General features: G+C 64.6%; 22 protein-coding genes. 12 read left to right on the top strand and 10 right to left on the bottom strand.

The genetic code is table 11. The features are described 5' to 3' along the window. Positions 1 to 4: 4 nt before the first annotated feature. From fdhF to MNI96_RS05055, 6 genes are all read right to left on the bottom strand, one after another. Positions 5 to 2875 (bottom strand): formate dehydrogenase subunit alpha, encoded by a 2871-nt coding sequence (gene fdhF, locus MNI96_RS05080; protein ID WP_249690926.1) that lies wholly within the window; start codon positions 2873 to 2875, stop codon positions 5 to 7. A 4-nt stretch (positions 2876 to 2879) separates the two neighbouring features. Continuing rightward, positions 2880 to 4436 carry a formate dehydrogenase beta subunit gene (locus MNI96_RS05075; protein WP_249690924.1) on the bottom strand — a complete coding sequence of 519 codons (1557 nt, stop codon included), beginning with the start codon at positions 4434 to 4436 and terminating at the stop codon, positions 2880 to 2882. Continuing rightward, positions 4433 to 4912, bottom strand: coding sequence for a formate dehydrogenase subunit gamma (locus tag MNI96_RS05070; RefSeq protein ID WP_249690923.1), 480 nt, complete (start codon positions 4910 to 4912; stop codon positions 4433 to 4435). Before MNI96_RS05070 ends, MNI96_RS05075 begins: the two co-directional genes overlap by 4 nt. Before the next feature lie 348 nt (positions 4913 to 5260). After that, a complete protein-coding gene (locus tag MNI96_RS05065) occupies positions 5261 to 6958 on the bottom strand; it encodes a dihydroxyacetone kinase family protein (RefSeq protein ID WP_249690922.1) in 1698 nt (565 codons plus the stop codon). Between the two features lie 27 nt (positions 6959 to 6985). Beyond that, entirely contained in the window at positions 6986 to 7408 is a 423-nt protein-coding gene (locus MNI96_RS05060) for a hypothetical protein (RefSeq protein WP_249690921.1), read from the bottom strand. 3 nt (positions 7409 to 7411) lie between these two features. Beyond that, entirely contained in the window at positions 7412 to 7885 is a 474-nt protein-coding gene (locus MNI96_RS05055; protein ID WP_249690920.1) for a MarR family winged helix-turn-helix transcriptional regulator, read from the bottom strand. A gap of 115 nt (positions 7886 to 8000) precedes the next feature. Here MNI96_RS05055 and dctP (MNI96_RS05050) point away from each other — a divergent pair, with 115 nt between their 5' ends. The 10 genes from dctP (MNI96_RS05050) (at position 8001) to MNI96_RS05010 (ending at position 17584) form a co-directional block, all read left to right on the top strand. Further along, on the top strand, positions 8001 to 9089 hold the full coding sequence (dctP, locus tag MNI96_RS05050) for a TRAP transporter substrate-binding protein DctP (protein ID WP_249690919.1): 1089 nt from the start codon (positions 8001 to 8003) through the stop codon (positions 9087 to 9089). A gap of 23 nt (positions 9090 to 9112) precedes the next feature. Further along, positions 9113 to 9619 (top strand): TRAP transporter small permease subunit, encoded by a 507-nt coding sequence (locus MNI96_RS05045; protein WP_249690918.1) that lies wholly within the window; start codon positions 9113 to 9115, stop codon positions 9617 to 9619. Then, positions 9616 to 10911 (top strand): TRAP transporter large permease, encoded by a 1296-nt coding sequence (locus tag MNI96_RS05040; protein ID WP_249690917.1) that lies wholly within the window; start codon positions 9616 to 9618, stop codon positions 10909 to 10911. The genes MNI96_RS05045 and MNI96_RS05040 overlap by 4 nt, the downstream gene beginning before the upstream one ends. Beyond that, a complete protein-coding gene (locus MNI96_RS05035; RefSeq protein ID WP_249690916.1) occupies positions 10911 to 11882 on the top strand; it encodes an alpha/beta hydrolase family protein in 972 nt (323 codons plus the stop codon). Before MNI96_RS05040 ends, MNI96_RS05035 begins: the two co-directional genes overlap by 1 nt. A gap of 80 nt (positions 11883 to 11962) precedes the next feature. Continuing rightward, positions 11963 to 12319, top strand: coding sequence for a hypothetical protein (locus tag MNI96_RS05030; RefSeq protein ID WP_249690915.1), 357 nt, complete (start codon positions 11963 to 11965; stop codon positions 12317 to 12319). A 72-nt stretch (positions 12320 to 12391) separates the two neighbouring features. Continuing rightward, positions 12392 to 13912, top strand: coding sequence for a multicopper oxidase family protein (locus tag MNI96_RS05025; protein WP_249690913.1), 1521 nt, complete (start codon positions 12392 to 12394; stop codon positions 13910 to 13912). A 124-nt stretch (positions 13913 to 14036) separates the two neighbouring features. Next, positions 14037 to 14165: a hypothetical protein gene (locus MNI96_RS21830; RefSeq protein WP_280515606.1), complete on the top strand. Its 129-nt coding sequence runs from the start codon at positions 14037 to 14039 to the stop codon at positions 14163 to 14165. Positions 14166 to 14181: 16 nt separating this feature from the next. Beyond that, positions 14182 to 14457: a DUF302 domain-containing protein gene (locus MNI96_RS05020; protein WP_249690911.1), complete on the top strand. Its 276-nt coding sequence runs from the start codon at positions 14182 to 14184 to the stop codon at positions 14455 to 14457. A 274-nt stretch (positions 14458 to 14731) separates the two neighbouring features. Beyond that, positions 14732 to 17065 (top strand): heavy metal translocating P-type ATPase, encoded by a 2334-nt coding sequence (locus tag MNI96_RS05015; RefSeq protein WP_249691376.1) that lies wholly within the window; start codon positions 14732 to 14734, stop codon positions 17063 to 17065. A 39-nt stretch (positions 17066 to 17104) separates the two neighbouring features. After that, complete coding sequence (locus MNI96_RS05010) at positions 17105 to 17584, top strand: DUF411 domain-containing protein (protein WP_249690909.1); 480 nt, start codon at positions 17105 to 17107, stop codon at positions 17582 to 17584. A 609-nt stretch (positions 17585 to 18193) separates the two neighbouring features. On the opposite strand, the gene MNI96_RS05005 is transcribed toward MNI96_RS05010, so the two are convergent. The 3 genes from MNI96_RS05005 to dctP (MNI96_RS04995) all read right to left on the bottom strand — a co-directional run bounded on the left by MNI96_RS05005 (position 18194) and on the right by dctP (MNI96_RS04995) (position 21146). After that, positions 18194 to 19501, bottom strand: a complete 1308-nt coding sequence (locus MNI96_RS05005; protein WP_249690906.1) for a TRAP transporter large permease — start codon at positions 19499 to 19501, stop codon at positions 18194 to 18196. Beyond that, the gene (locus tag MNI96_RS05000; RefSeq protein ID WP_249690904.1) at positions 19498 to 20076 is read right to left on the bottom strand and encodes a TRAP transporter small permease; all 579 of its coding nucleotides are present in this window, start codon (positions 20074 to 20076) and stop codon (positions 19498 to 19500) included. Before MNI96_RS05000 ends, MNI96_RS05005 begins: the two co-directional genes overlap by 4 nt. Positions 20077 to 20141: 65 nt before the next feature. Then, on the bottom strand, positions 20142 to 21146 hold the full coding sequence (gene dctP / locus MNI96_RS04995; RefSeq protein WP_249690903.1) for a TRAP transporter substrate-binding protein DctP: 1005 nt from the start codon (positions 21144 to 21146) through the stop codon (positions 20142 to 20144). Positions 21147 to 21375: 229 nt separating this feature from the next. Between dctP (MNI96_RS04995) and MNI96_RS04990 the strand changes: the two genes are divergently transcribed. Then, positions 21376 to 22758 (top strand): aminotransferase-like domain-containing protein, encoded by a 1383-nt coding sequence (locus MNI96_RS04990; protein WP_249690901.1) that lies wholly within the window; start codon positions 21376 to 21378, stop codon positions 22756 to 22758. Between the two features lie 602 nt (positions 22759 to 23360). Here the strand turns inward: MNI96_RS04990 and MNI96_RS04985 are convergent. Beyond that, positions 23361 to 23519: a hypothetical protein gene (locus MNI96_RS04985; protein ID WP_249690899.1), complete on the bottom strand. Its 159-nt coding sequence runs from the start codon at positions 23517 to 23519 to the stop codon at positions 23361 to 23363. A gap of 311 nt (positions 23520 to 23830) precedes the next feature. Here MNI96_RS04985 and MNI96_RS04980 point away from each other — a divergent pair, with 311 nt between their 5' ends. Next, complete coding sequence (locus MNI96_RS04980; protein WP_249690898.1) at positions 23831 to 24472, top strand: (2Fe-2S)-binding protein; 642 nt, start codon at positions 23831 to 23833, stop codon at positions 24470 to 24472. The last annotated feature ends 2 nt before the right edge of the window (positions 24473 to 24474 follow it).

The following is a 24474-nucleotide window of genomic DNA, read 5'->3' as shown; positions in this document are numbered from 1 at the left end:
GCGGCTACTCGGCAGCCTCGATCCGCCGCGACAGGGTCGAGAATTCCTCGTATTTCTCCTGCCAGTCGGTCGGGCCGTTGGACGGCATCACCTGCACCGCCGTCACCTTGTATTCCGGGCAGTTGGTCGCCCAGTCGGAATAGTCGGTGGTGATCACGTTGGCCTGTGTCGTCGGGTGATGGAACGTGGTGTAGACGACGCCCGGCGACACGCGGTCGGTGATCTGCGCCCGCAAGGCCGTCTCGCCCGAGCGGCTGGCGAGCTTCACCCAGTCGCCGTCCTTGACGCCGCGCGTCTCCGCATCGTGCGGATGGATCTCCAGCACGTCCTCCGCATGCCAGACCACATTGGCGGTGCGCCGGGTCTGTGCGCCGACATTGTACTGCGACAGGATGCGGCCCGTGGTGAGCAGGAGCGGGAAGCGCGGCCCGGTCTTCTCGTCCGTCGCCACGTAGTCGGTGCGGATGAACCGGCCCCTGCCCCGCACGAAACCGTCGACATGCATGATCGGCGAGCCGTCCGGCGTCTTGTCGTTGCACGGCCACTGCACCGAACCCTTCTTGTCCAGCATCTCGTAGGAGACATTGGCAAAGCTCGGCGTCGTCGCGGCGATCTCGTCCATGATCTGCGAGGGGTGGGTGTAGGACCAGTTGGCGCCCATCGCATTGGCCAGCATCTGGGTCACTTCCCAGTCCGCATAGCCGTTCCTCGGCGCCATCACCTTGCGGACCCGGTTGATCCGACGTTCCGCGTTGGTGAAGGTCCCGTCCTTCTCCAGGAAGGTCGAGCCCGGCAGGAAGACATGGGCGTAGTTGGCCGTCTCGTTGAGGAACAGGTCGTGGACGATGACGCAGTCCATCGCCGCAAGGCCGGCCGAGACATGGCGCGTGTCGGGATCCGACTGCAGGATGTCCTCGCCCTGGCAGTAGAGCCCCTTGAACGTGCCCTCGACCGCTGCATCCAGCATGTTGGGAATGCGCAGGCCCGGCTCGTCGGAGATCTCGACGCCCCACAGCTTTTCGAAGATGTCGCGCACCTCCCGCCCGTTGACATGGCGGTAGCCGGGAAGCTCATGCGGGAACGAGCCCATGTCGCAGGAGCCCTGCACGTTGTTCTGGCCGCGCAGCGGGTTCACGCCGACGCCCGGCCGGCCGATATTGCCGGTGAGCATGGCAAGGTTGGCGATGCCGATGACCGTGGTCGAGCCCTGGCTGTGCTCGGTGACGCCGAGGCCGTAATAGATCGCGCCGTTGCCGCCGCGAGCGTAAAGCCGGGCCGCGGCGCGCAGCTCCTGCGCCGGGACGCCGGTCAGCGCCTCCACCGCTTCCGGACTGTGCTTCGGGTCGGACACGAACTCCGCATAGTCCTGGAACTCGTCCCAGTCGCAGCGCTCGCGGATGAAGGTCTCGTCGAACAGGCCTTCGGTGACGATGACATGGGCCATCGCCGTTACCACCGCCACATTGGTGCCCGGACGCAGCGCCAAGTGATGCGACGCCTGCACATGCGGCATCCTGACCAGGTCGATGCGGCGCGGATCGATGACGATCAGCTTCGCCCCCTGGCGCAGCCGTTTCTTCAGCCGCGAGGCGAAGACCGGGTGTCCGTCGGTCGGATTGGCGCCGATCACCACGACCACATCGGCATGCTGGACGCTGTCGAAGTCCTGGGTGCCGGCGGAGGTGCCGAAGGTCTGGCCGAGGCCGTAGCCGGTCGGCGAGTGGCAGACGCGGGCGCAGGTATCGGTGTTGTTGTTGCCGAACACCGCGCGCGCCAGCTTCTGCACCAGATAGGTCTCCTCGTTGGTGCAACGCGAGGAAGTGATGACGCCGATGGCGTCCTTGCCGAGCTCGTACTGGATGGCGCGCAGCTTCGTCGCGGCGAAGCCCAGCGCCTCCTCCCAGGACACTTCCCGCCAGGGATCGGTGATCTTCTCGCGGATCATGGGGCTCAGGATTCGGTCCTTGTGGGCGGCATAGCCATAGGCGAAGCGTCCCTTGACGCAGCTGTGGCCGCGGTTCGCCTTGCCGTCCTTGTAGGGCACCATGCGCACCAGCTCGTCGCCGCGCATCTCCGCCTTGAACGAGCAGCCGACACCGCAATAGGCGCAGGTCGTGACCACCGAATGTTCCGGCTGGCCGATCTCGATCACCGACTTTTCCTGCAAGGTCGCCGTCGGGCAGGCCTGGACGCAAGCGCCGCACGAAACGCATTCGGAGGACAGGAAGTCCTCGTGCATGCCCGGCGAGACGCGGCTGTCGAAGCCGCGCCCCTCGATGGTCAGCGCGAAGGTGCCCTGCACCTCCTCGCAGGCCCTGACGCAGCGCGAGCAGACGATGCATTTGGACGGGTCGTAGGTGAAATACGGGTTGCTCTCGTCCTTCGGCATCCAGCGGGCGTTGACCTCGCCCAGGCCATCGCGCGCCTTGACATGGTTGTCGCCGTCATGGCCGTAGCGCACGTCGCGCAGGCCGACGACGCCGGCCATGTCCTGCAGTTCGCAGTCGCCATTGGCCGCGCAGGTCAGGCAATCGAGCGGATGGTCGGAGATGTAGAGCTCCATCACCCCGCGGCGCAGCTGCTTCAGCCGCCCGGTCTGGGTATGCACCACCATGCCCGGTTCCACCGGCGTGGTGCAGGAGGCCGGCGTGCCGCGCCGCCCCTCGATCTCCACCAAGCAAAGCCGGCAGGAGCCGAAGGCATCGACCATGTCGGTGGCGCAGAGCTTGGGGATCCGGATGCCGGTCTCCATCGAGGCCCGCATCACGGACGTGCCTTCCGGCACGGTGACCTCGAAGCCGTCGATGGTCAGCGTGACGGTCTTGTCCGACGTCGAGGCCGGTGTGCCGTAGTCGGTTTCCTTGATCAGGGTCATCGGTCTACTCCGCCGCTTCGGCCATCGGCCGGGGGCTGAAATCCTGAGGGAAATGGGTCAGCGCGCTGAGGACCGGATAGGGCGTGAAGCCGCCGAGCGCGCAGAGCGAGCCGGCCTTCATCGTGTCGCAAAGGTCCTTCAGCAGGTCGACCTGCGCCTCGGGCCGCTCGCCGCCCGCGATCTTGTCCAGCGTCTCGACACCGCGCACCGCGCCGATCCGGCAGGGCGTGCATTTGCCGCAGCTCTCGATGGCGCAGAACTCCATGGCGAAGCGCGCCTGCTTCAGCATGTCGACCGTGTCGTCGAAGACGACGATGCCGGCATGGCCGATCAAGCCGTCCTGCGCCGCGAAGGCTTCATAGTCGAACGGCGTGTCGAACAGCGCGGGCGGAAAGTAGGCGCCGAGCGGACCGCCGACCTGGACCGCGCGCACCGGACGGCCGCTCGCCGTGCCGCCGCCGATCTCGTTGACCAGAGCGCCGAGCGTCACGCCGAAGGCGGTCTCGTAGAGCCCGCCATGGCGGATGTTGCCGGCAAGCTGGATCGGCATTGTACCACGCGAGCGGCCGACGCCGAAATCGCGATAGAAGGCCGCGCCCCGGTCCAGGATCACCGGCACGGAGGCCAGCGAGAGCACGTTGTTGACCACCGTCGGCCGGCCGAAGAGGCCGCGCAAGGCCGGCAGCGGCGGCTTGGCCCGCACGACCCCGCGCTTGCCCTCCAGGCTGTTGAGCAGCGAGGTCTCCTCGCCACAGACATAGGCGCCGGCGCCGACGCGCACCTCCATGTCGAACGCGTGGCGCGAGCCCAGCACCGAGGTGCCGAGAATGCCCTCCCGGCGGGCGATCTCGATGGCCTCGCGCATGGTGGCGATGGCATGCGGATATTCGGAGCGGGTGTAGATGTAACCCTTGGTCGCCCCGGTCGCGATGCCGGCAATCGCCATGCCCTCGATCAGCACGAAGGGATCGCCCTCCATGATCATCCGGTCGGCGAAGGTGCCGCTGTCGCCCTCGTCGGCATTGCAGACGATATATTTGCGGTCGGCCTCGGCCTTCAGCACCGTGTTCCACTTGATGCCGGTGGGAAAGCCGGCGCCGCCGCGCCCGCGCAAGCCGCTGTCGGTGACCGTGGCGACGATCTCCGCCGGCGCCATGGCAATGGCGTTCTGCAACCCGCGCAGGCCCTTGTAGTGGCGGTAGTCCTCCAGCGACAGCGGATCGGTGACGCCGACGCGGGCGAAGGTCAGCCGAGTCTGGCCCTTGAGAAAGGGAATCTCCTTCGTCTCGCCGTGGAACAGCGGATGATCGCCACCGTCCAGGAACCCGGCGTCGAACAGGCCGGGCACGTCCTTTTCCGTGATCGGGCCATAGGCGACGCGGCCATGAGCGGTGCGCACCTCGACGAGCGGCTCCAGCCAGTGCATGCCGCGCGAGCCGTTGCGGACGATCCTGGCCTCAAGGCCGCGGGCGGAGAGTTCGCGGGCGATCGCCCGGACCACACGGTCGGCGCCTACGGCAAGCGCCGCGGAGTCCCTGGGAACGAAGATCACCGGGGTCATCGGCCCGTCTCCTTCACCAACTCGCCCATCGCGGTCTCGTCCAGCCGGCCGTGCAGTTCGCCGTCGAGCATCGCCGCCGGCGCGCAGGAACACAGGCCGAGGCAATAGACCGGCTCCAGCGTGACCCGCCCGTCCGGCGTCGTCTCGTGCCAGTCGATGCCGAGCGCAGAGCGCACCCCGTCGGCGAGCGCATCGCCGCCCATCGACTGGCACGCCTCGGCCCGGCAGATCTTCAGCACGTGGCGGCCCGCCGGCACCTTGCGGAAATCGTGATAGAAACTCGCAACGCCGTGCACTTCGGCCCGGCTCAGATTGAGTGCCTCTGCAATGGTGCGCAGCGCCTCTTCCGGCACGCAGCCGAACTCCTTCTGCACCTCGTGCAGGATCGGCAGCAGCGGCCCCTCGAGCTCAGCAAGGTCCTCCACGACGGCCTGCGTCCGTTCCGCGACCTGTCGTGACGACAATTGCAGTGACATGCGTTTTCTCCCTCGGCTCGCCCGCTTCCCGGAAAGTCCGAAATGCACGGAGAAACATCAACATCACTGTTCCGTTGTGCGATTGCACATCCTTATAGATGAATGAAAGACTCCATTTTTTCGCGCAAGTCTGCCCCGCCCCGACGCCGCGTTCCCATTTCAGACCCGTCTCGCGCACGCAGAATTGCGGGGTGGCGAGCGCCGCGAACTGGTCCCCGAACTCCTTGATGAAGGCCGGATGGCCATTCGTCCTAAGTCTGTTGCGGTCGGAACGCGGCATCTGCACGTGGTGGCGGTGCAGCAGCCCGGCCGCGTTCCCGCGACCGGGCGAGCGCCAGCGCCGCCGCCTCAGGCGCGAAGCGACCTGGCGATCGCGTCCATCCAGATCGCAACCGCCGTCGCGCCTGCATCGGCGTGTCCGAGCACACGTCCGCCCAGATAGCTTGCCCGTCCGAGCTTCGGCGTCATCTCGGCGGTTCTCCGGGCGCCCTGAGCAGCGCCGGCAGCGGCTGCATCGAACGCTTCGAGGCCATTGCGATCTTCGCCGCGCGCCGCGTGCCATCCCTCGATCGCACCTGAAAGCGCGTCGAGCATCGTCCGGTCGCCGGGCTTTGCGCCACCCGTCGCAGACACGGCCTCGGCCGCCTCGGCCAAGGCCTTGCCCCACAGATCGGCGGACGGTGCGGCCTCGCCCTCGAGCAGCCTTGCGATCCGCATCAGGGCAATCGCATAGAAGGGACCGGAACTGCCGGCTATCTCTCGCCGCAGCGCCAGCGCCAGCGCGTCGAAGGCCTTCGAGGGCGTCGAGAACTGCTGGGCGGCGACACCGCGCAGCGCCACGGCACCGCGCACCATACTGGCGCCGAGATCGCCGTCGCCTGCGACGCTGTCGAGCTCCGTCAGCTTCTGCTCGGCCGCATCGAGCGCCTCGGCAATCGCCAGCATGGCCTTGCGCACGGCGCCCGAAACCGGGCCGTCGACCTCGCCGGCAAGGATGTCGTCGGCCGCGGCCGGCGGGTCCACCGCCGTCTTCTGCGCGATCACGCCCGGTCCCGGCCAGGCCGGAGCCGCCGTCTCCTGGTCGATCAGCGCGGAAAGTTCGTCATCCAGCGGCATCAGCGAAAGGGAGCAGCCCGGCATCTCCAGCGCGGTCATGAAATTGCCGGCCCACACGCGCGCGACCTTCACGCCGCGGCGGGAGAGATCGTCGAGCGCGTTGCCAGCCACGATCATCAGTTCGAGCTGTGTCGTCGCGCCGAGCCCGTTGACCACGAGCCCGATCGGCTCGCGGGACCGCTCACCCAGATCCTCGACGAGGCGGTCGAGCATGTCCGACACGATGCGGTTTGCCGGCAGCATGGCGGAGCGACGCGCGCCCATCTCGCCGTGAATGCCGAGGCCGAACTCGACCTCCTCGTCGCCGAGCGTGAAGCTCGGAGTCTTGGCCGAAGGCAGTGTGCAGGATCCGAGGGCAACGCCCATGGAGCGAACCGCATCGGCTGCACGGGCGGCCAGCTGCGCGACGACGGCAAGCTCCCTGCCCTGTTCCGCCACAGCGCCCGCGACCTTGTGCACAAGGACCGTGCCGGCGATGCCGCGCCGCCGTTCGCGCGCGACGATGCCCTCGAGCGCCGCGTCGTCCCCGACGACCACGATCTCGACCGGAATACCGCCGGCGCGGGCAATCTCCGCCGCCAGGCCGAAATTGAGCCGGTCGCCCGTGTAGTTCTTGACGATGAGAAGCGCGCCGGCCGGCCCCGCCGTCGCCTGGATCGCTTCGAGCACCGCATCGACGCTCGGCGAGGTGAACACGTCGCCCAGCACCGCGGCCGTCAGCATGCCGGCGCCGACATAGCCTGCATGGGCGGGCTCATGGCCGCTGCCGCCGCCGGAGATGATGGCGACCTTGCGCTGCTCCGGCACCGGCAGGTCGGCGCGCAGCACAACGTTCCGGCCGGCGATCCTGGTCAGTCCCGGCTGCGTGGCAACCAGGCCAGCAACCATTTCTGCAACGGCGTTCGCGGGATCGTTGATCAGCTTCTTCATATCCATTCCCCAGATGTGGTCACACGCTCAGGCCGGTGCTTGCGCCAAAACGCCCCGCGCGACAAGCCCGCGATAGTTGTCCTCGCTGCCCTTGAAGCCGCCGAACGGCGTACTCGTCACGGGCTGCCTGGCGCGGCAGCTCCCACCTGAAGGGGACGCAAGCACCGTCAGCGCGGGGGTGAATGCCAGAGAGGTCGTGAGAAAGCCGATCTGGCCGGCAAGCGCGATGAAGACGGCAAGCTTCTCGACGATGGCCGGATCCGTGCCGGCCGGAGCGCCGACGCCGTCGGCTTGCCGTTCCTGCCGGAGAAGGTCAGAGCCGAACATTTTGCGATGGTCGACGTTGTCAGGAACGGCGAGCTCGAAGAACTCGCAAGGTTGTGCACGAGCGACATGCAGCCCGCACGCGCCTTCTGCGAGGAAAAATACTGCGGTGTCCTGTAGGTGCAAGCCTCACGCGGCAGGCTCCGCGACGGAAGAAATATGATCCGAGAGCTTGATCAGAATCGCCTGGAACTGCTGCAATTCCTCGCCGGTCAGACAGGAGAGATACGCGCCCTCCCTTTCCACGAAAAGCGGCTCGATTTCAGCGAAGACGCGCGCTCCATCCGCGGTCGGGTGCAGCGTTACCTGACGCTTGTCCTGGGTACTGGGAGTGCGCCGGACGAGGCCGCGTTTCTCGAGGCTGATGACGCCCCGGCTGATTGAGTTGCGAGGCTGTCCCGTCAGCTCCCAGATGTCCTTCGAGATGATGCCTTCCCGGATCATCACGCAAAGCAGAACCGTCCACTCGGGCCGCGAGAGGTTCCACCTTTCCTCGACGACCTTCAGGAGCGGCTCGCGAAACATGTTGCCGACATAGGCAAGGCGGAACGCCCACGGGAAACTGGCGGTGCTGACGAAATCATTCACGTTCATGCCTGCCATCGCATCCTGCTTTCCCGTCGCAAGTCAAGACGCAACTATTGCCATATGGGAGGAATTATGATCCCATATGGGAATAATTATCCGGGCAATCCGGGAGACAGGGAGGAGGAACCCGATGAAACACGTCACTTCCAGGATGGCTCGAGCCATCGCGGCCGGCCTTGTGGCGATCCTGTCCAGCGGGGCAGCGCAGGCTGAAACGCGCACGTTGACCTACGCGACCTACCTTCCCCAGAGCTTCACCTGGGTCCAAGTGGACGACTGGTTCATGGACGAGGTCGAAGCCAGGACCGAGGGGCGCATCAAGTTCGAACGAAACTACGGCGGCTCGCTTCTGGGCCCTGTTGAAGTCTTTCCGGGCGTGAGTTCGGGCGCGGCGGACCTGGGGACGGGCGGCGCCGTCTACAACACCGACATGCTGCCGCTGGCCGGTGGCCTGCTGCTGCCCTTCGTGACCGAAAATGCCGATGCCGCGGCACGCGCCTTCACCGATCTCAGCTTGTCGAGCGGCGCGCTGGCGCAGGAATGGAAGGCGGCGAACCTGACGCCCGCCTATTCGCTCGTGGCGACCGAAAACGCCTTCTGGACCAATAAGCCCATCGAGACGACCGAGGACCTGAAGGGCATGCGCATTCGGGCTTCGGGAGGCGTCGCCCAGGTCCTGCAAATGCTGGGAGCAACGCCGGTCGCCATGGGAATGGGCGACGGCGTGCAGGCGTTCAAGTCCGGCGCCATCGACGGTTTCTCAGCGGCCCCCTTCGACGTCAGCACGCTTGTCGGCCTGCAGGACATTGCGACCCATGCGGGCGACGCCGGCCGGCTGGGCGTCTACGCGGCGGTGACGCTGGCATTCAACCTGAACACCTGGGACAGCCTGTCCGAAAAAGACCGCGCGGTGATCAGCGAGGTCGCGGCAGGTGCGCCCGCGAAATATCTGGAGATTGCCGACGTTTCGATCGCAGCGGCAATCGACAAGATCAAGGCGGCTCCGCAGTTGAAGATCGTTCGGACCAGCCCGAAGGTCGACACCGAATGGCGCGAGAAGACCCGCGAGACGGTCTGGAACACCTGGATCGACGAGTTGGAAGCGAAAGGAATTCCGGCAAGGGCGACGTTCGACGAGTTTCGGCGTCTTGTCGCCGAGAAGGAGCCCGGCTCCGACTACGCCCCCGGCTTCGACCGCCTGCAAGCCGAGCCGAACTGACCCCTGACATGACGGGATTGTCCTTGAGATGGATCGACCGGGCGCATATCGCGCTCGGCTCGATCAGCGGCCTGTGCATCCTTGCCATCATGGCCATCGTCACGCCCGACGTGATCGCACGAAAAACGGTCAGCTACACCATTCCCGGTGCAGCCGAACTGAATACGCTTCTTCTGGTCACGCTGATCTATCTCGGCCTTGCCGCAGCCGAAGCAAAACGCGCCCACTTCGTCGTGACGCTGCTGACCGATTCCTTGACCCCGCGATATCGCCATGTCGCGGCGATACTCAGCACCCTCGTCAGCCTGGGATATGTCGGCTTCCTGGCATGGCTGACGACTCTCGCCGCCAGCAAGTCCTTCCTCTCCGGCGAAACGACGTTCGGGGTCGTCTCCTTTCCCGTCTGGCCCAGCCGCATTGCAGTCGCCGTGGGATTGTCCCTGCTCACGCTGCAGCTTTTCGTCGAACTGATCCGGCTTCTGGGCGGCCATCCGGCACACGTCCAGGATCGCGAAGGAACCGTCCAATGACCGGGATCGAGATATCCCTCCTGATGGGCGGGATGCTCATCGTGCTGCTTCTGATCGGAACGCCGATTTCCTTCGCGCTCGGAGCGACCGGAGTGGCCGGTCTTGCCCTGGCACGAAGCTGGCAATCAGTCCTGTTCCTGATCGGCTCCAAGCCCTTCGCCTTCACGGCGGAGCTGACCCTGATCATCGTGCCGCTTTTCCTGCTGATGGGGCACCTGGCCTTTTCGGCCGGCATTTCGCGCCGGGCGTTCGAGGCGGCTCGGGCCTGGGTCGGCCACATCCGGGGCGGCCTTGCGATGACCACCATCCTGGCCTCCGCGCTGTTCGCAACCGTGTCCGGGACAAGCGTTGCGACCGCCGCGACCATCGGGCGGATCGCAATCCCGGAGATGCTCCGGTTCGGCTACAGCGAGAGGCTCGCCGCCGGGGCCGTGGCTGCCGGCGGGACGCTCGGGGTCCTGATCCCGCCCTCCGGGGTCCTCGTCATCTACTCCATCGCAACCGGCACGCGGTTAAGCGATCTGCTGCTGGCCGCGATCCTGCCTGGGATCATGACCGCCGCGGCCTACATGGTCGGGGTGCATCTCCTCGCCCGGTTTCATTCCGGCTTCCAGAGCACGCAAGTGTTGCCGCGGGAGGGCTGGACGCGGCGCGGGACGACACTGCTGAAGGCGTGGGATCTCTGGCTGCTGTTCGCTGTCGTGATCGGATCGATCTATGCCGGTGTCGCCACCCCGACCGAAGCTGCCGGCGTCGGTGCGACCATGGCGCTGGTCATCGCCCTATTCCGCCTGCGCGGAAACGTCCGGCAACTGGTCTCCGGCTTCATCGAGACGGCCGTCTCCACGGCCGCGATCTTCGCGCTGATCATCGGCGCCGGACTTTTCAGCCTCGGCCTGTCGGCCACGCAGGTTCCTCAGGATCTTGCGGCCTGGGTGGCCATGCAGGACGTGTCGCCGACCGTCCTGCTCATCCTCGTGCTGTTGCCGTTTCTGTTCCTCGGGGCCGTGGTCGACGGTCTCTCGATGATCCTGCTGATGATGCCGATCGTCTTCCCGATCATCACCGATGCCGGTATCGATCCGGTCCTCTTCGGTATTCTCGTCACCAAGATGACCGAAATCGGCGTCATCACGCCGCCGGTCGGCCTCAATGTCTTCGTGGTGAAGGGCGCCTATCCGGACATCAGAATCTCAGAGGCCTTCAAGGGCTGCATCCCGTTTGTCGTGATCGAACTGATCCTGACCGGGATCCTTATCTTCTGCCCCGGCCTGGTGCTCTGGTGGCTGTGATGACGAAAAGCCCCGCGGTCGTCTTGGCCGATTTCGGCAGCTTCCATGTGGGAGGCCGGCTCGCCGAGATAACCGGCGAAGACCGCACGACAATCCGCCTGACCGAGACGATCACCGAATTCGTGCACGACCCCAACGGGTGCTACGCGATCGAGGGGGCGTATGTCCAGTACATGATCCCCGAAGCTGCGACAGGGAAACCGGTGCTCCTGATCCATGGCGGAGGCATGAATGGCTCCGTCTGGGAAACCACTCCCGACGGACGCAAGGGCTGGATGCGCCTTCTGCTGGAGGCCGGGTACCCGGTCTATGTCGTCGACATGGTCGAGCGAGGGAGAGCAGGGTTCTGCGCTCTGGAAAGCGTATGGGCGTCGCGCCCGATCATGCGCTCCATCGAGGACGCCTGGGAAACCTTCCGCATCGGCCACCGCCAGCCGGACGGCCTAGCTGAGCATCCAGGGCAGCGATTTCCGACGGATCACTTCATCAAGGGGGCCTATGCCTGGTCGCCGCGCTGGCCCGACACCGAAAGCGCCGCGGCAGCGGCTCTTGAAAAGGCGATCCGGCGCATCGGCCCCTGCCACATCATCGCCCACAGCAGCGGCTCGGCAACGGCATTTCAGGTGCTTTCGGGACTGGCAACAGGAGGGGCCCTTTCGCTCTGCCTCGTCGAGCCGGCAGGCCTGCCGCAGGTACCGGACTTTCCCGACGTGCCGCTTCTTGCCGTTTGGGGCGACTTCATCGGGTCCAGCCTTCTGTGGCAGGCGCTTCGCGAGACGAGCAGAACCGCCTGCGCGGCATCCGGACTGCATCTTGAAGAGCTGCTGCTGTCTGATATCGGCCTTGCCGGGCACTCGCATCTGCCGATGCAGGATCTGGGGAACGAGCGGGTGCTAGGCGCCATCCTCACTCGCCTCGTCAGGCCGTCGGAGACAAGACTGAGCCTTGCCCGGCGCCAGACCGCGTCCTAGGAACGGCCCTGCGCCGCCCTGCAGTCACCAGTGGCTCGATCCAATGGACATTATCGTGACCAGAGCCTATCTACTACAAGATGATCGATCGCTTCGTCACTATGTTCGCCTTGCTCGCGATCGCCGTGGTCACAACGATGACTCCGGCGCATGCCGTGCGCATGAGTGCCGGGCAGGATCATGTAGTTCATGTCGGCGAGATGATGCACGTCACCGGTGACGGCGAACGCTCCTGTGCTGACCAGCTTCATTGCGGCATCGCCGACACCGGCATGTGCGAGTTCGTCTGTGCCGGTTTCACGGCCTTCCTGCCGTTTCCGAGCGCGAAAGCCGGACAAGAGTACGTGCCTTCCCGACACGACTTCCCGCCCGAGGCAAGCCACGTCGGCCATGCGCCAGGACTGAAGGAACGACCTCCCAAATTCCGTCTCCTCTGATCGCGCCCGGGCCGACGCCCGCGGCGTCCCATCGGCATTGATGAACGGGACGGATGTCCCGAGGAGACGACCATGAACACCCTTTCGCGACGCGGCTTTCTCGCCGCAAGTGCTGCCGCCATTGGCGCTGCACACATGCCCCGTCTTGCCTTCGCGCAGACCGTGGCCCCAATCAGCCTCTCCGCTGCAACCCGGACGCTCGACATTAACGGGCGCGCAGCCACGGTCTTCGGTCTTGCCGGCCCCGGCGGTCAGGGGCTTGTCCTCGACCCCGGCCAGAAGTTCCGTGTCGATCTGACCAACGATCTCGACGTGGGCACAATAATCCACTGGCACGGCCAGATCCCGCCAAATGCTCAGGATGGCGTGCCGGACATGCCGATGCCGGTACTCGCGGCGGGCGAGACCCGATCCTACGACTTCGAGGCGCGGCCGGGCACACACTGGATGCACAGCCACGTACCTACCCAGGAAATGCAACTGCTGGCCGCGCCGCTGATCGTGCGCTCGGCCGAGGACGTCGCCGCCGACCGGCAGGAGGTCGTGATGTTCCTGCATGACTTCTCCTTCAGGGCCCCCGAGGAAGTGCTGGCGGAGATCAGCAGGGGTCATGTCGGCGATGGCGCCGGTCCCTCTGCGCAGCCCGATCAAGGCGCGCCCATGGAAGGCATGGGGGCGATGCAGAGCATGAATCATGGCAGCATGCCGATGGGCAACATGTCCGGTATGGGCGGGATGATGGGCGTGGGCGGCCGGATGGGCGGCATGGCCATGGACCTGAACGATTACGACTGGGACGCCTATCTCGCCAACGACCGGACCCTGTCGGACCCCGAGGTGGTGCAGGTCGAGCGTGGCGGACGCATCCGGCTTCGGGTCATCAATGCCGCCGCGGCGACGGTGTTCTGGATCGAAACCGGTGGAGCAGAAGCGCGACTTGTCGCGGTGGACGGGCACGCCGTCCAGCCTGTCCCGGGCACGCGGTTCGGGCTGGCGATGGGCCAGCGGCTGGACATCGAGATCGACCTGCCGAAGGAAACCGGCTCCTGGCCGGTTCTCGCCCTGCGCGAAGGGGCGCGGGAGCGCACCGGCCTGATCCTTGCCACGCAGGGTGCCGAGGTCCGGCGCCTGGATGCCATGGCGGAGTCCGAAGCACCCGCTTTCGACACCGGCCTTGCGCAGGAGGCGCGCCTTATTGCCCGCGATGCCCTGCCTGATCGACCTGTGGACCGCAGCCATGTGCTGATGCTGGGCGGCTCGATGCAGCCCTATGTCTGGACGATCAATGGGGCACTCTGGGGCCAGCATCAGCCGGTCGCCGCGCGCAGCGGCGAGCGGGTCGAGCTGTCGTTCCACAACATGTCGATGATGGCCCACCCGATGCATCTGCACGGGCATGTGTTCCAGGTCGTCGGCCTGAACGGGCGCCGCGTCGCCGGGGCCCTGCGCGACACGGTTCACGTGCCGCCGATGGCGATGGTCGATGTCGCCCTCGACGCCGGCGAGGCTGCGCGCTGGATGCTGCATTGCCATCACATGCCGCACCTTGCGACCGGCATGATGACCGAGTTCGCAGTCACGGCATCAGCCTGACCCAGGTGGGGCGTCCGGACAGGGCGCCCCGACGTCCCGGTACCGATCCTATGCTGTCCTGCCCCATGTTGTCGTGAGGGCCGGCCAAAAGGCACACCTTACGGGTGAAAATCAGGAGGATGAGATGATGAACTGGAACGACATGGGCTCCGGAATGGGTTTCGGAATGGGGTTTGGCTGGCTCTTCGGACTGCTGATCCTCGCGCTGGTGGTTTTGGCCATAGCGGCGCTGATCAAATATCTTCGAAAATAAGTGAAGGGACTTCTCAATGGCCTCCACGATCAATCGCATGATCCCGGATACCGGTATCGACGATGTCGACGCCCGCACGCGCAAGGCGCTGGCGGACCATGGCTTCGGTGTCCTGACCGAGATCGACGTCGAGGCGACGATGAAGAAGAAGCTCGATGGCGAGATGCCGACCTGTCGCATCCTCGACGCCTGCAATCCGAAGATGGCGCATCAGGCAATCGAGAACGCCGATTTGACGGCCGTCTCGCGCGAGGTGCGCGACCTTCTGGCGAAGGCCGACGCGGCGATCTGAGATGGGCCTGCGCGCAATCATTCTCGCGACACTGGCGGGATCATCCCGGCAAGCTTCCTGCTCGCCCATTTCGGAGGTGAGGCGGTCAGCAGAGACCTTGGCCGCGCGACCTGGGCGGTGCTCGGACTCGGACTTGTGACCGGGTTGCCACTGCTCTGGGTGGCCCTTCGAAAGGGGCCTGAAAAAGGCGCTTCCGACCACTCATGAAAAGGGCTTGACCTTCCAGCGGCTGGAGGCCGCAAGCTCAGATAAGAGATCGAAAGGCTGGCAGACTATGGAGCATGATCATCATCACAGGGCGCCTGACATCCCGGCAGGGACGGAGACGGCGAAGGATCCGGTCTGCGGGATGGCGGTCGCGGTCAAGCCGGACGGACGTCACGCCGAGTTCCAGGGCGAGACCTTCCATTTCTGCTCGGAGAAGTGCCAGACGAAGTTCCAGGCGGATCCGTGGTTCTATGCTTCCGGCCGCGCCGCCGGACAGAAGAAGGCTGTTCCGGCCAACGTCCAGTACACCTGTCCGATGCATCCCGAGATCGTTCGCGATGTGCCGGGGTCCTGCCCGATCTGCGGCATGGCGCTGGAGCCGATGGTGCCGTCGGACGAGCCCAGCGAGGAATTGACCGACTTCACCCGCCGAATGTGGATCTCGGCTGCCGCGGCGGTGCCGCTCATCGTCCTGACGATGGGCGAACTGGTGGCGCTGCCGGTGCGCGACTGGATCGGGCACCAGACGGCCAGCTATCTGGAATTCGTGCTGGCCACGCCGGTTATCCTCTGGGCGGCGCTGCCATTCTTCCGGCGCGGCTGGGATTCGATCGTGAACCGCAGTCCAAACATGTGGACCCTGATCAGCATCGGCGTGGCGGCGGCCTACCTTTACTCGATCGTCGCCACCTTCCTGCCGGGCGTGTTTCCGGAACAGTACCGGATGGGCCATGGCGTCGGCACCTACTTCGAGGCGGCGGTCGTGATCGTGGCGCTGGTCTTCGTGGGCCAGGTTCTAGAGCTGCGCGCCCGCGAGCGCACCGGCGACGCGATCCGCGCGCTTCTGGACCTCGCGCCGAAGACTGCGCGACGGATCCTGCCGGACGGCACCGAATACGACGCGCCGCTCGAGAACATCATGGAGGGCGATCGGCTTCGCGTGCGCCCGGGCGATGCCGTCCCTGTCGACGGGACGGTAATCGAAGGCCGCTCATCTCTCGATGAAAGCATGCTGACCGGCGAGTCTATGCCGGTCGAAAAAGGCCCGGGCGATGACGTGACCGGCGCCACGATCAACAAGAATGGCTCCCTCGTGATCGAGGCCGGCAAGGTCGGGTCCGATACCGTGCTGGCGCAGATCGTGGCGATGGTGTCGAACGCGCGCCGGTCCCGCGCGCCGATCCAAGGTCTGGCCGACCGGGTGTCGGCGGTGTTCGTGCCGACTGTGGTGGCCATCGCAATCGTCGCTTTCGTCGTCTGGCTGACCGTTGGCCCCGAGCCCGCGCTTGTCTTCGCCATCGCGTCTGCAGTGTCGGTGTTGATCATCGCCTGCCCCTGTGCGCTCGGGCTGGCTACGCCGATCTCGATCACCACGGCGGCGGGGCGTGGCGCGCAGGCAGGCGTGCTGATCAAGGACGCCGAGGCGCTGGAACGCATGGCGGGGGTCGACACGCTGATCGTCGACAAGACCGGCACCCTGACCATGGGCAAGCCGAAGCTGACTGATACTGTTGCGCTGGCGGAACTGCCCGAAGTCGACCTGCTGTCGCTGGCCGCAGCTCTGGAGCGCGGCTCGGAACACCCGTTGGCGGAGGCGATCGTCGAGGGCGCCGAGGCGCAGGGTGCGCCGCGTCAGGAGGCTGCGGACTTCGAGGCAATCACCGGCAAGGGTGTGCGCGGCAGAGTCGGCGAACGCGCGGTGGCGCTCGGCAATGCCGCGATGATGCGGGAAATGGGTCTTGAAACCGGTGAGGCTGAAGCCAGGGCCGATACTCTGCGCGCCGAAGGGAAGACGGCCATGTTCATAGCCGTCGATGAGGCGCTTGTCGGAATCGTGGCTGTGGCCGACCCGATAAAGGACTCGACGGCTCAGGCTATCCGCGAACTGCACGCTCAAGGGCTGCGCGTGATCATGGCGACGGGCGACAACGAACGCACGGCGCAGGCGGTGGCGGGCAAGCTCGGGATAGACGAGGTGCGCGCGGGCATCCTGCCCGAGGCCAAGAAGGACCTGATCGACCAGTTGCGCCGCGACGGCCACAAGATCGCCATGGCCGGCGACGGGGTGAACGATGCGCCTGCGCTGGCCGCTGCCGATGTCGGCATCGCCATGGGCACCGGGGCCGATGTTGCGATGGAAAGCGCGGGCATCACCCTGCTGGGCGGTGACCTGATGGGCATCGTTCGAGCGCGCAAGCTCGCCCGTGCCACCTTGCGCAACATCAAGCAGAACCTGTTCTTCGCCTTCGCCTACAACGCGCTTGGCGTCCCCGTCGCGGCAGGACTGCTCTACCCCGTCACCGGCTTGCTGCTTTCGCCGATGATCGCGGCGGCGGCGATGAGCCTGTCCTCCGTCTCGGTGATCACCAACGCCTTGCGGCTCAGACGGGTCGATCTCTGACCTGTCAGTCCACGCATGCAATCTCGGAAGGAAAATCAGATGATCGAAGACAGTTTCTCCCGCCGCGCTCTCCTGATCGGCGGAGCGGCACTGCTGGCCGCATCGCCCTTGGGGACCCAGGCGAAAGACGCCGGACCGGCGATCCACGTGATGAAGGATCCGAATTGCGGCTGCTGCTCGGCCTGGATCGAGATCCTGGAAAACGATGGTTTCTCGGTCACGACCGAGCACAGCGCCGGGACCGCGCTCATGCGCTACAAACTGGACAATGGCATCCCGCAGGAGATGGCCTCCTGCCATACTGCGCGGGTCGAGGGCTACATGATCGAGGGTCACGTCCCTGTTGCCGACATTCGCCGCCTGCTGGATGAGCGCCCTGACGCGGTGGGCCTCGCGGTGCCCGGCATGCCCTACGGATCGCCCGGCATGGGGCCGGAGAACGAGCGCGAGGCATACGACGTGTTCCTGATCCGTCGGAATGGCAGTACGGACGTCTTCTCCCACTACGCCGCCGCTTGATGACGGGCCGGCGAAACAGCGACCGGGGGCGCGACAGTGGCGCTAGCTGGAAAAAGCGGCAACTGAAATAATCTCCTGTCGCAGACGCTTGCTTCGCATCTGCGACGGGTTGGAATGGTCGGTTACCGAGATGCCTCCCATAAAAAGGGAATCCCCTTAATGGATTATGCGACCTAGCTGTCGGGCGCCCCAGGGTATCTAGGTTCCGTGCACTAAGCCTGACCGTGGGCTCGGTCGGCTGATTCAAAGCCGGCTTTTGGAGGCAGCCTTGGACGAGGGGATCGGCGTGATGGGGGCGATTCTACCGCCTGAACATGGTCGTGGATGCCGGAGCTCCAAGCCAGATGCGACGCCAGAGATCTCCCGCTCGGCTTCATGCTGAGGCCTGGACAGGTGCACGATGTGCAGGGCTTTGCTCCGCTGTTCCGTGTGATTGGAGACCGGATCGAGGCCTTCCTGGCTGATCGGGGCTAAGATGCCGACGCTGTCTGCAAGGAGATCGAGGCAGCCGGTGTAGAGGCAGTGATCCCAGCCAAGGTCAACCCGCGCATGTTCCTTTCAGAGCGGTTTGGCAGAAGGGAGATCATTTTGATGATAAGATAGCGAGGGTCACGGAACGCCCAGCACGAGCCGTGGCAGGGCCAACGAGAGGCTGGGTACGAAGGTCGTCAAGAGAACCACGGGCAAATAGGCAAGGAATACGAAGACTAGCGTCGGCGTCAGCATCTTGGCCAACGGCACCTTGCCGATCAAGGCAGCGAAGTAGAGGATCGGCGCGGTCGGTGGCGTGATCAGTCCCATACCAAGATTGGTGGCGACGATCGCGGCAAACTGGATCGGATCGACTCCAGCATGGACCATGACCGGCATGAGCAGCGGCGATGCGAGCAGGATGCCGCTGACGTCCTCCATGAACATGCCGACGATCATCAGGAAGAGGTTGGCGAGCAGCAGCAGGATCACCGGATTCTCGCTCACTAGGAGAAAGCCCTCCATGATCTGCTGCGGTACATTCTCCAGCGTCCAGACGCGCCCGAGCATGGCGGCGAAGAAAATCAGCACCATCAGCACGCCTGTCGTCTGCCCGGCACGCCAGATTACCTCGCTCGTGTCGCACCAGTTCATGTCGCGATAGATGTAGATCGAGATCGGTATGGCGTAGACGACGGCGACGGCCGCCGCTTCGGTCGGGGTGGTGACGCCGCCGTAGATAAAGCCGAGAATGATCAGAGGCATGGCGAGACCAAAGCCGGCCCGTTTCGTGCGCCGCGCAAACTCTTGCATGACCTGCCGAGTGGTTGCCTTTTCAGGAGCGGCGAGCGGCATGCGCCGCGTCAGCACGTAGTTCCAGCTTCCCAGCAACAGGCAAAGCAGGAGACCCGGCACAACAGGTGCCAGGAAGCAGGCGAGGATTGAGGTGCCTGTGACCCAGCCGAACAGGATCATTGAGGCGCTGGGCGGGATGAGCAAAGCCAGAACGGCCGAGGCCGAAACGAGTGCAGTTGCATAGGCACGGTCGTAACCTCGCTCTTCCATGCGAGGGATCATGATCGTGCCGATCGCGGCCACAGCCGAGGAGGCCATGCCCGATATGGCGCCGAAGATGGCGGTCGCGATGATGACGACGATTCCGAGGCCGCCGCGCATGCGCCCGAACACGGTGTCGGCAAGGTCGACGAGGCGGCCGGCAATGCCGCCGCGGCTCATGATCCCTCCGGCGAGGATGTAGAGCGGAATCGCCACCAACACGATCGAGGAGAGCTTTGCATAGCCGGCTCCGACCAGGAAGCTGGCGTTGCCGAAGTCGCCCGTCAACACTAGGAACAAGACCGCGCCTGCAAAGCAGAGTGGGACTGGCACACCGATGATCAGCAAAACCGTCAGCAGCAGCGCATCGATGAGGATCAGCGGGCTCATCGGCTTGTCTTGCCGCGAAGCAGGTTCCAGCGGTCGAGAAGCTCAACCACGAAATAGAGCGTCATCAAAGTAAGGCCGAGCGGCATCACGCCATGCACCCAGGCGAGCGGAATGCCGGTCTCAAGCGACATGGTTCCGCGTCTGATCGTGAAGGCGAGGTACTGAAATGCCCACACCGTCATCCAGCCCGAGAGGACCACAGTCACCAAGCTGGAAAAGACGGCCATAGCGGCGCGCGCCTTGCCTTCGGGCAGGAAGAGCTCGACCAGGCTCGCTGAAATATGCCCACGCTCCCAAGCGCCGTGTGATGCACCGATAAAATAGAGATAGACGGCGACGAAGCTCGCCAGTTCCTCGATGCCGAACAGCGAGATGCCCACGACGTAGCGGGTGAACACCTGCACCGTCACGAGAGCTGTGAGGGCCGCGCCGCAGACGAGCAGCACAAGGCGCTGCAGAATGAGCTTGGCGTTCCAGATCGCCAGACCGCGGGCCGAGAGAAAGTCTGGCGTATTGACGCCTGCATGTATGCTGCCCGGTACTGCAACTGCGACGGTGGTTTCGTCTTCTTGCATCGCGTCTTGCCTCTCAGAAAAAGAAGGGACCCGGCCGGGAGACTGCCGCCGGGTCCCAAGGGACATCAATCGATGCCGAGGGAGGACTTCAACTGGCCGAAGGTTTCCTCGCCGAGTTCGCCGGCGATCTGCGGCCAAACGTCGGTACGCGCGACGCCTGCCAGCTTGTCCAGCGTTGCGTCGTCGAAGGTCACGACCTCGATACCCGCCTGACGCATCGTGTCCAAATGTTTAGCGTCGGCCGCTTCGACCTGCTCGAAACGTTCCGAACTGACTTCCTGCGCCGCGTCGAGCAGGATCTTCTGGTCGGCCTCCGAGAGCGAGGCATACCTCTCCGAGTTGACGATGAACCAGTCGCCTTCGAAGTGGTCGTTGTACTGGACCCAGGTCTTGGTGATGTCTTTGAACGATTCGAGTGCCATGCCGGCGGTGCCGCCGATCTGTCCGTCGACCACTCCGGTCTGCATGCCAGTATAGAGTTCGGCCCAGGGCAGCGTGGCGGTGTTGAAGCCGAAGCGCTCCAGCAGGACCCTGTGTGTGACGCCGCCCGGCCAGACGCGGATCTTGAGGTTTCGCTTGAGTTCCGTGTCGGAGGGATTTTCGACCGCCCCGGCGAAGCCGGCGCCGCCCATGCCCTCGCCATAAACGCCGAGGGGCGTCAAGCCTTTGTCGGCGATTGCTTCGCTGACGATGTCGAATACCGCGCCGCCGGGCGACAGCGACTGTTTCGCCGTCTCGTAATTGGTGAAGGCGTAGGGAAACCAGGTGATGGCGAGTCGCTTGTCGTCAGCGGTTGCCAGCGGCTGCATGGCCATGTCGACTGCGCCCTGCATGACCTGCTCGTAGACCTCGGTCCAGTCGCCGAGTTGGCTGGCAGGATAGACCTTGACCTCGACTCGTCCTTCGGTTCGCTCCCCGACAAGCGCTGCGAATTTCTCTGCAGCCTGCGCGCCGTCCGAGCCTGGCTGTTTCAAGGTGGACAGGCGCAGCGTCTCGGCGTGCGCTGCTCCGGTAAGTAGAAGGGTTGTGATGGCCAGCAGCGTTGCGATTTTGCGATTGTTTTGTGTCATTGCGGTCTCCTCCACCGAGCTCTCTGTAGCGGTTGCTCCCAATGTATGACCATACAAGTCATTAATTTGAAACTTGCACGATATCAATCCATCGTCAACCGACCATTAATGTCAAATTTTTCGCTCAATCCTTCTTTGCATGTCATGTTTTTATGAAATATGATTAATTGCATGATCTATTTGCATGTGGCACAAAGCGTCCATGAGATTCGAGGATCAGCCAGTTCGCATGTTTGAGAAGACGAAGTTCGTAGCGGGTAACGTGCCAATCTACCGGCAGATCGCTGACCTGATTGCCGACGGCATTGTGCAGGGCAAGCTTACCGTCGGTGAACGACTTCCACCGCAGCGCGACATCGCGCGTATGGTCGGCGTCAACTTGACCACGATCACCCGTGCCTTCGCGGACTTACAAGAGCGCGGGCTGGTGGAGAGTCGCGCCGGCAGAGGTTCGATCATCGCCGACCCCTCGGTGAACGCCAGCTTCAAGTCAGCGCCAGTTGAGGAGCAGGGCTTTATAGACTTGTCAGTCAACCGACCGGCCACAACTGGCTACCTTGAGGCTCTTGCGGCCCTGATGCCGCAGCTACCGCGCGACAAACGCTACACTTCGCTGCAGGACTTTCACGCGCCCGAAGGTCCGAGCTGGGCTCGAGAGGCGGTTGCCGACTGGTTGTCTCCCGCAGCCGGTATCAACGATCCGTCAAGAATCATCGTGACCAACGGAGCGCAGAACGGCCTCGCCTGCGTCCTCGGTGCCGTAGCACGGCAGGGCGATGCGATTTTGGCGGACGCGGTCACCTATCAGGGAATTGGCGCACTGTGCCGGTCACTAGACCTCAACCTCAGGCCGGTTGCAATTGACCGCGATGGTATGCTGCCGGATGCGCTGGACAGGACCTGCAACGAGTTCAAGCCACGCGCGCTGTTCCTCGTGCCGACCCTGCACAATCCGACGACGATTACGCTGTCCGCCGAGCGCAAGTGCGCGCTAGCCGCAATCGCGCGCAAGCATGGTGTGCTGATCGTCGAGGACGACGTCTATCGTCCATTGAAAGCGGATGCGCCGCGCGCACTGGTGTCGTCCGACCCTGACATCACAGTCCATATCAGCGGCTTGTCGAAATGCGTCGCGCCGGGCTTGCGGTTCGGTGCCGTCCTAGCCCCCAAGGCGCTCGTGGCCGACATTGCGGCGATGCTGCGCATCAACTGCTGGAGCACCAGCCCGCTCAATGCGTTGATCGCGACACGGATGATCGAGGACGGCCGCGTAGCGCGGATTGTTGACGGTCAACGCGACGAGTTCGGCAGGCGTCAGGCAGTGGTTCGGGAAGTTCTGCATGACGTGAACATTTGGACAGATGACGTCGCGACACATTTCTGGCTGCACTTGCCAGAGCCTTGGCATGCGAACGCGTTCGCCCGCGCCGCCGCGCAGGCTGGCGTCGGCGTTCTTTCCGGCGAGGTCTTTGCGGTCGGCCGCGATTCGGTGCCGCATGCCGTACGAGTGAACGTTGGAGCGGCGCGCTCGCCGAAAGATCTTCGGTGCGCTTTGGAGAGCCTCCGGGACGTGTTGAAAGCGGACCGGCGCCTCTATGAAACGATGATCTGAGCAGCGGCGATGCAGGAAGCAAGCGAAGTCGCGATTATCGGAGGTGGCGTCGTCGGACTTGCCGTGCGCATGCAGCACGTCAACCCGACGAAGCTTCGTGACGATCTCTTCTGCCTTGTGTCTTTCCCCGCCATTTCAATGTCCTTCTGAGGCTCAAAAGCCTGCAAGATGCACTAGCGGAAGGCATGCGTTCGGGCGACTCCACCGCCACAACGCGCGAGAACTGAATGATGGTGGCCTTGGCCGACGCATAGGCGGCTTGCGGCGCGCCGGGGGTAGCGGATGCCTGAGAGCGCGTGGTAGGCATCGAGGGTGGCGTCTGAGACGTCGGGCCGAAGCAGCGCAATGCCGAGATAGCGCTGGCCGTCGCACTGTTGTCGAAGCCGTGGCAGCCGGACTACACGATGACGCAGCGCTCAATGCCCATGCGGTCGTAAAGGGCGAACAGGGACTCCTACGGCGCATCGCCTGGCATGCAGCCGCTCGCCGGATCATAGGGGAAGCAGTCGGTCGGTCCAAAAACATGGCAATGGCAGTCGATCGTGCCCGCCGGCAGGACCACCTGCGTCCGCCGCGGGTTTGCCGTCCAGGTCGGCGCCGCCTCATTCATCGGACAGCTCCGGGATGCAGCCCATCGGCGGGATCCGGAAGACGCTAATCGTCGGGGAAATCAACGAATAGTAGTCGAGCAGACCCACCATATCGACAACCGCCTTGGCGCAGAGGACCTCGACGGCGCGGGCGAAGAGGGCGTCGTCCACCGTCCGGCGTTTCTTTGACCATAGGATCAACGATCGAAATTGCCGGGCCAACCGCTGCGCCAGCGCGGAGGTTCCTTCCGCAGTGGGGGCGGGCGGAGACCCCGGTCTCATCACTAGAAGCGAGGCTTCAATGGCGCAGGGCAGCCAATAATGAACCTCGTCTGCAGAGGAATGCTCAAATCCACCCCTTTTATTCTGCGGCCTTCACATGTGCCCCGCTCGATTCACAACGATTAACTCGGCCCCAGTTTAGGATCGCCGTACACTGTCCTTGCGAGTGTGCAGTTGCGCATTCTTGACGGAGGACCAACATGGCGAATCCTGACCTTCCTGGTTCATCGAGCGGCGCAGAGAGCTCGGCTTCGCCCCAAACGGGTGCCGGCGCCTATTCAAGACGAACCGTCCTGCAATTCGCCGGCGGAGCCGTATCCGTGGCGGTGACACCCGCGGTAGGGACCATCTCCGCCGCCGCACAGGATAGCTCCACCATGACAGATACCTTGCGGATATCCGTCAACGGAACGCCGCACGAATTGACACCGGATCCGCGCCAGTCGCTGCTCGATGTCCTTCGAGAAACGCTCGACCTCACAGGCACCAAGAAGGGCTGCAACCAGGGTGCCTGCGGGGCCTGCACAGTCCTTGTCGACGGCAAGCGGGTGGTGTCGTGCCTGACGCTGGCAGCCATGCATGACGGCGCCGAGATCACAACCATCGAAGGGCTGGCGAAAGGCGGGGAACTCCACCCGCTGCAGACGGCCTTCATCGAGCACGATGGCCTGCAGTGCGGTTTCTGTACGCCGGGACAGATCATGTCGGGCGTCGCCTGTATCGCCGAAGGCCATGCCGGTTCGCCGGAGGAAATCCGCTTCTGGATGAGCGGAAACATCTGCCGCTGCGGGGCCTATCCTGGGATCGTGGCAGCGATCACCGATGCAGCGGAAAGGGCCTGACC

Origin of the sequence: Stappia sp. WLB 29, from assembly GCF_023507705.1 — a bacterium.
Lineage (GTDB): Bacteria > Pseudomonadota > Alphaproteobacteria > Rhizobiales > Stappiaceae > Stappia.
Note: the sequence above shows the minus strand (reverse complement) of the source record. Positions and strands in the feature narration are given on the sequence as shown.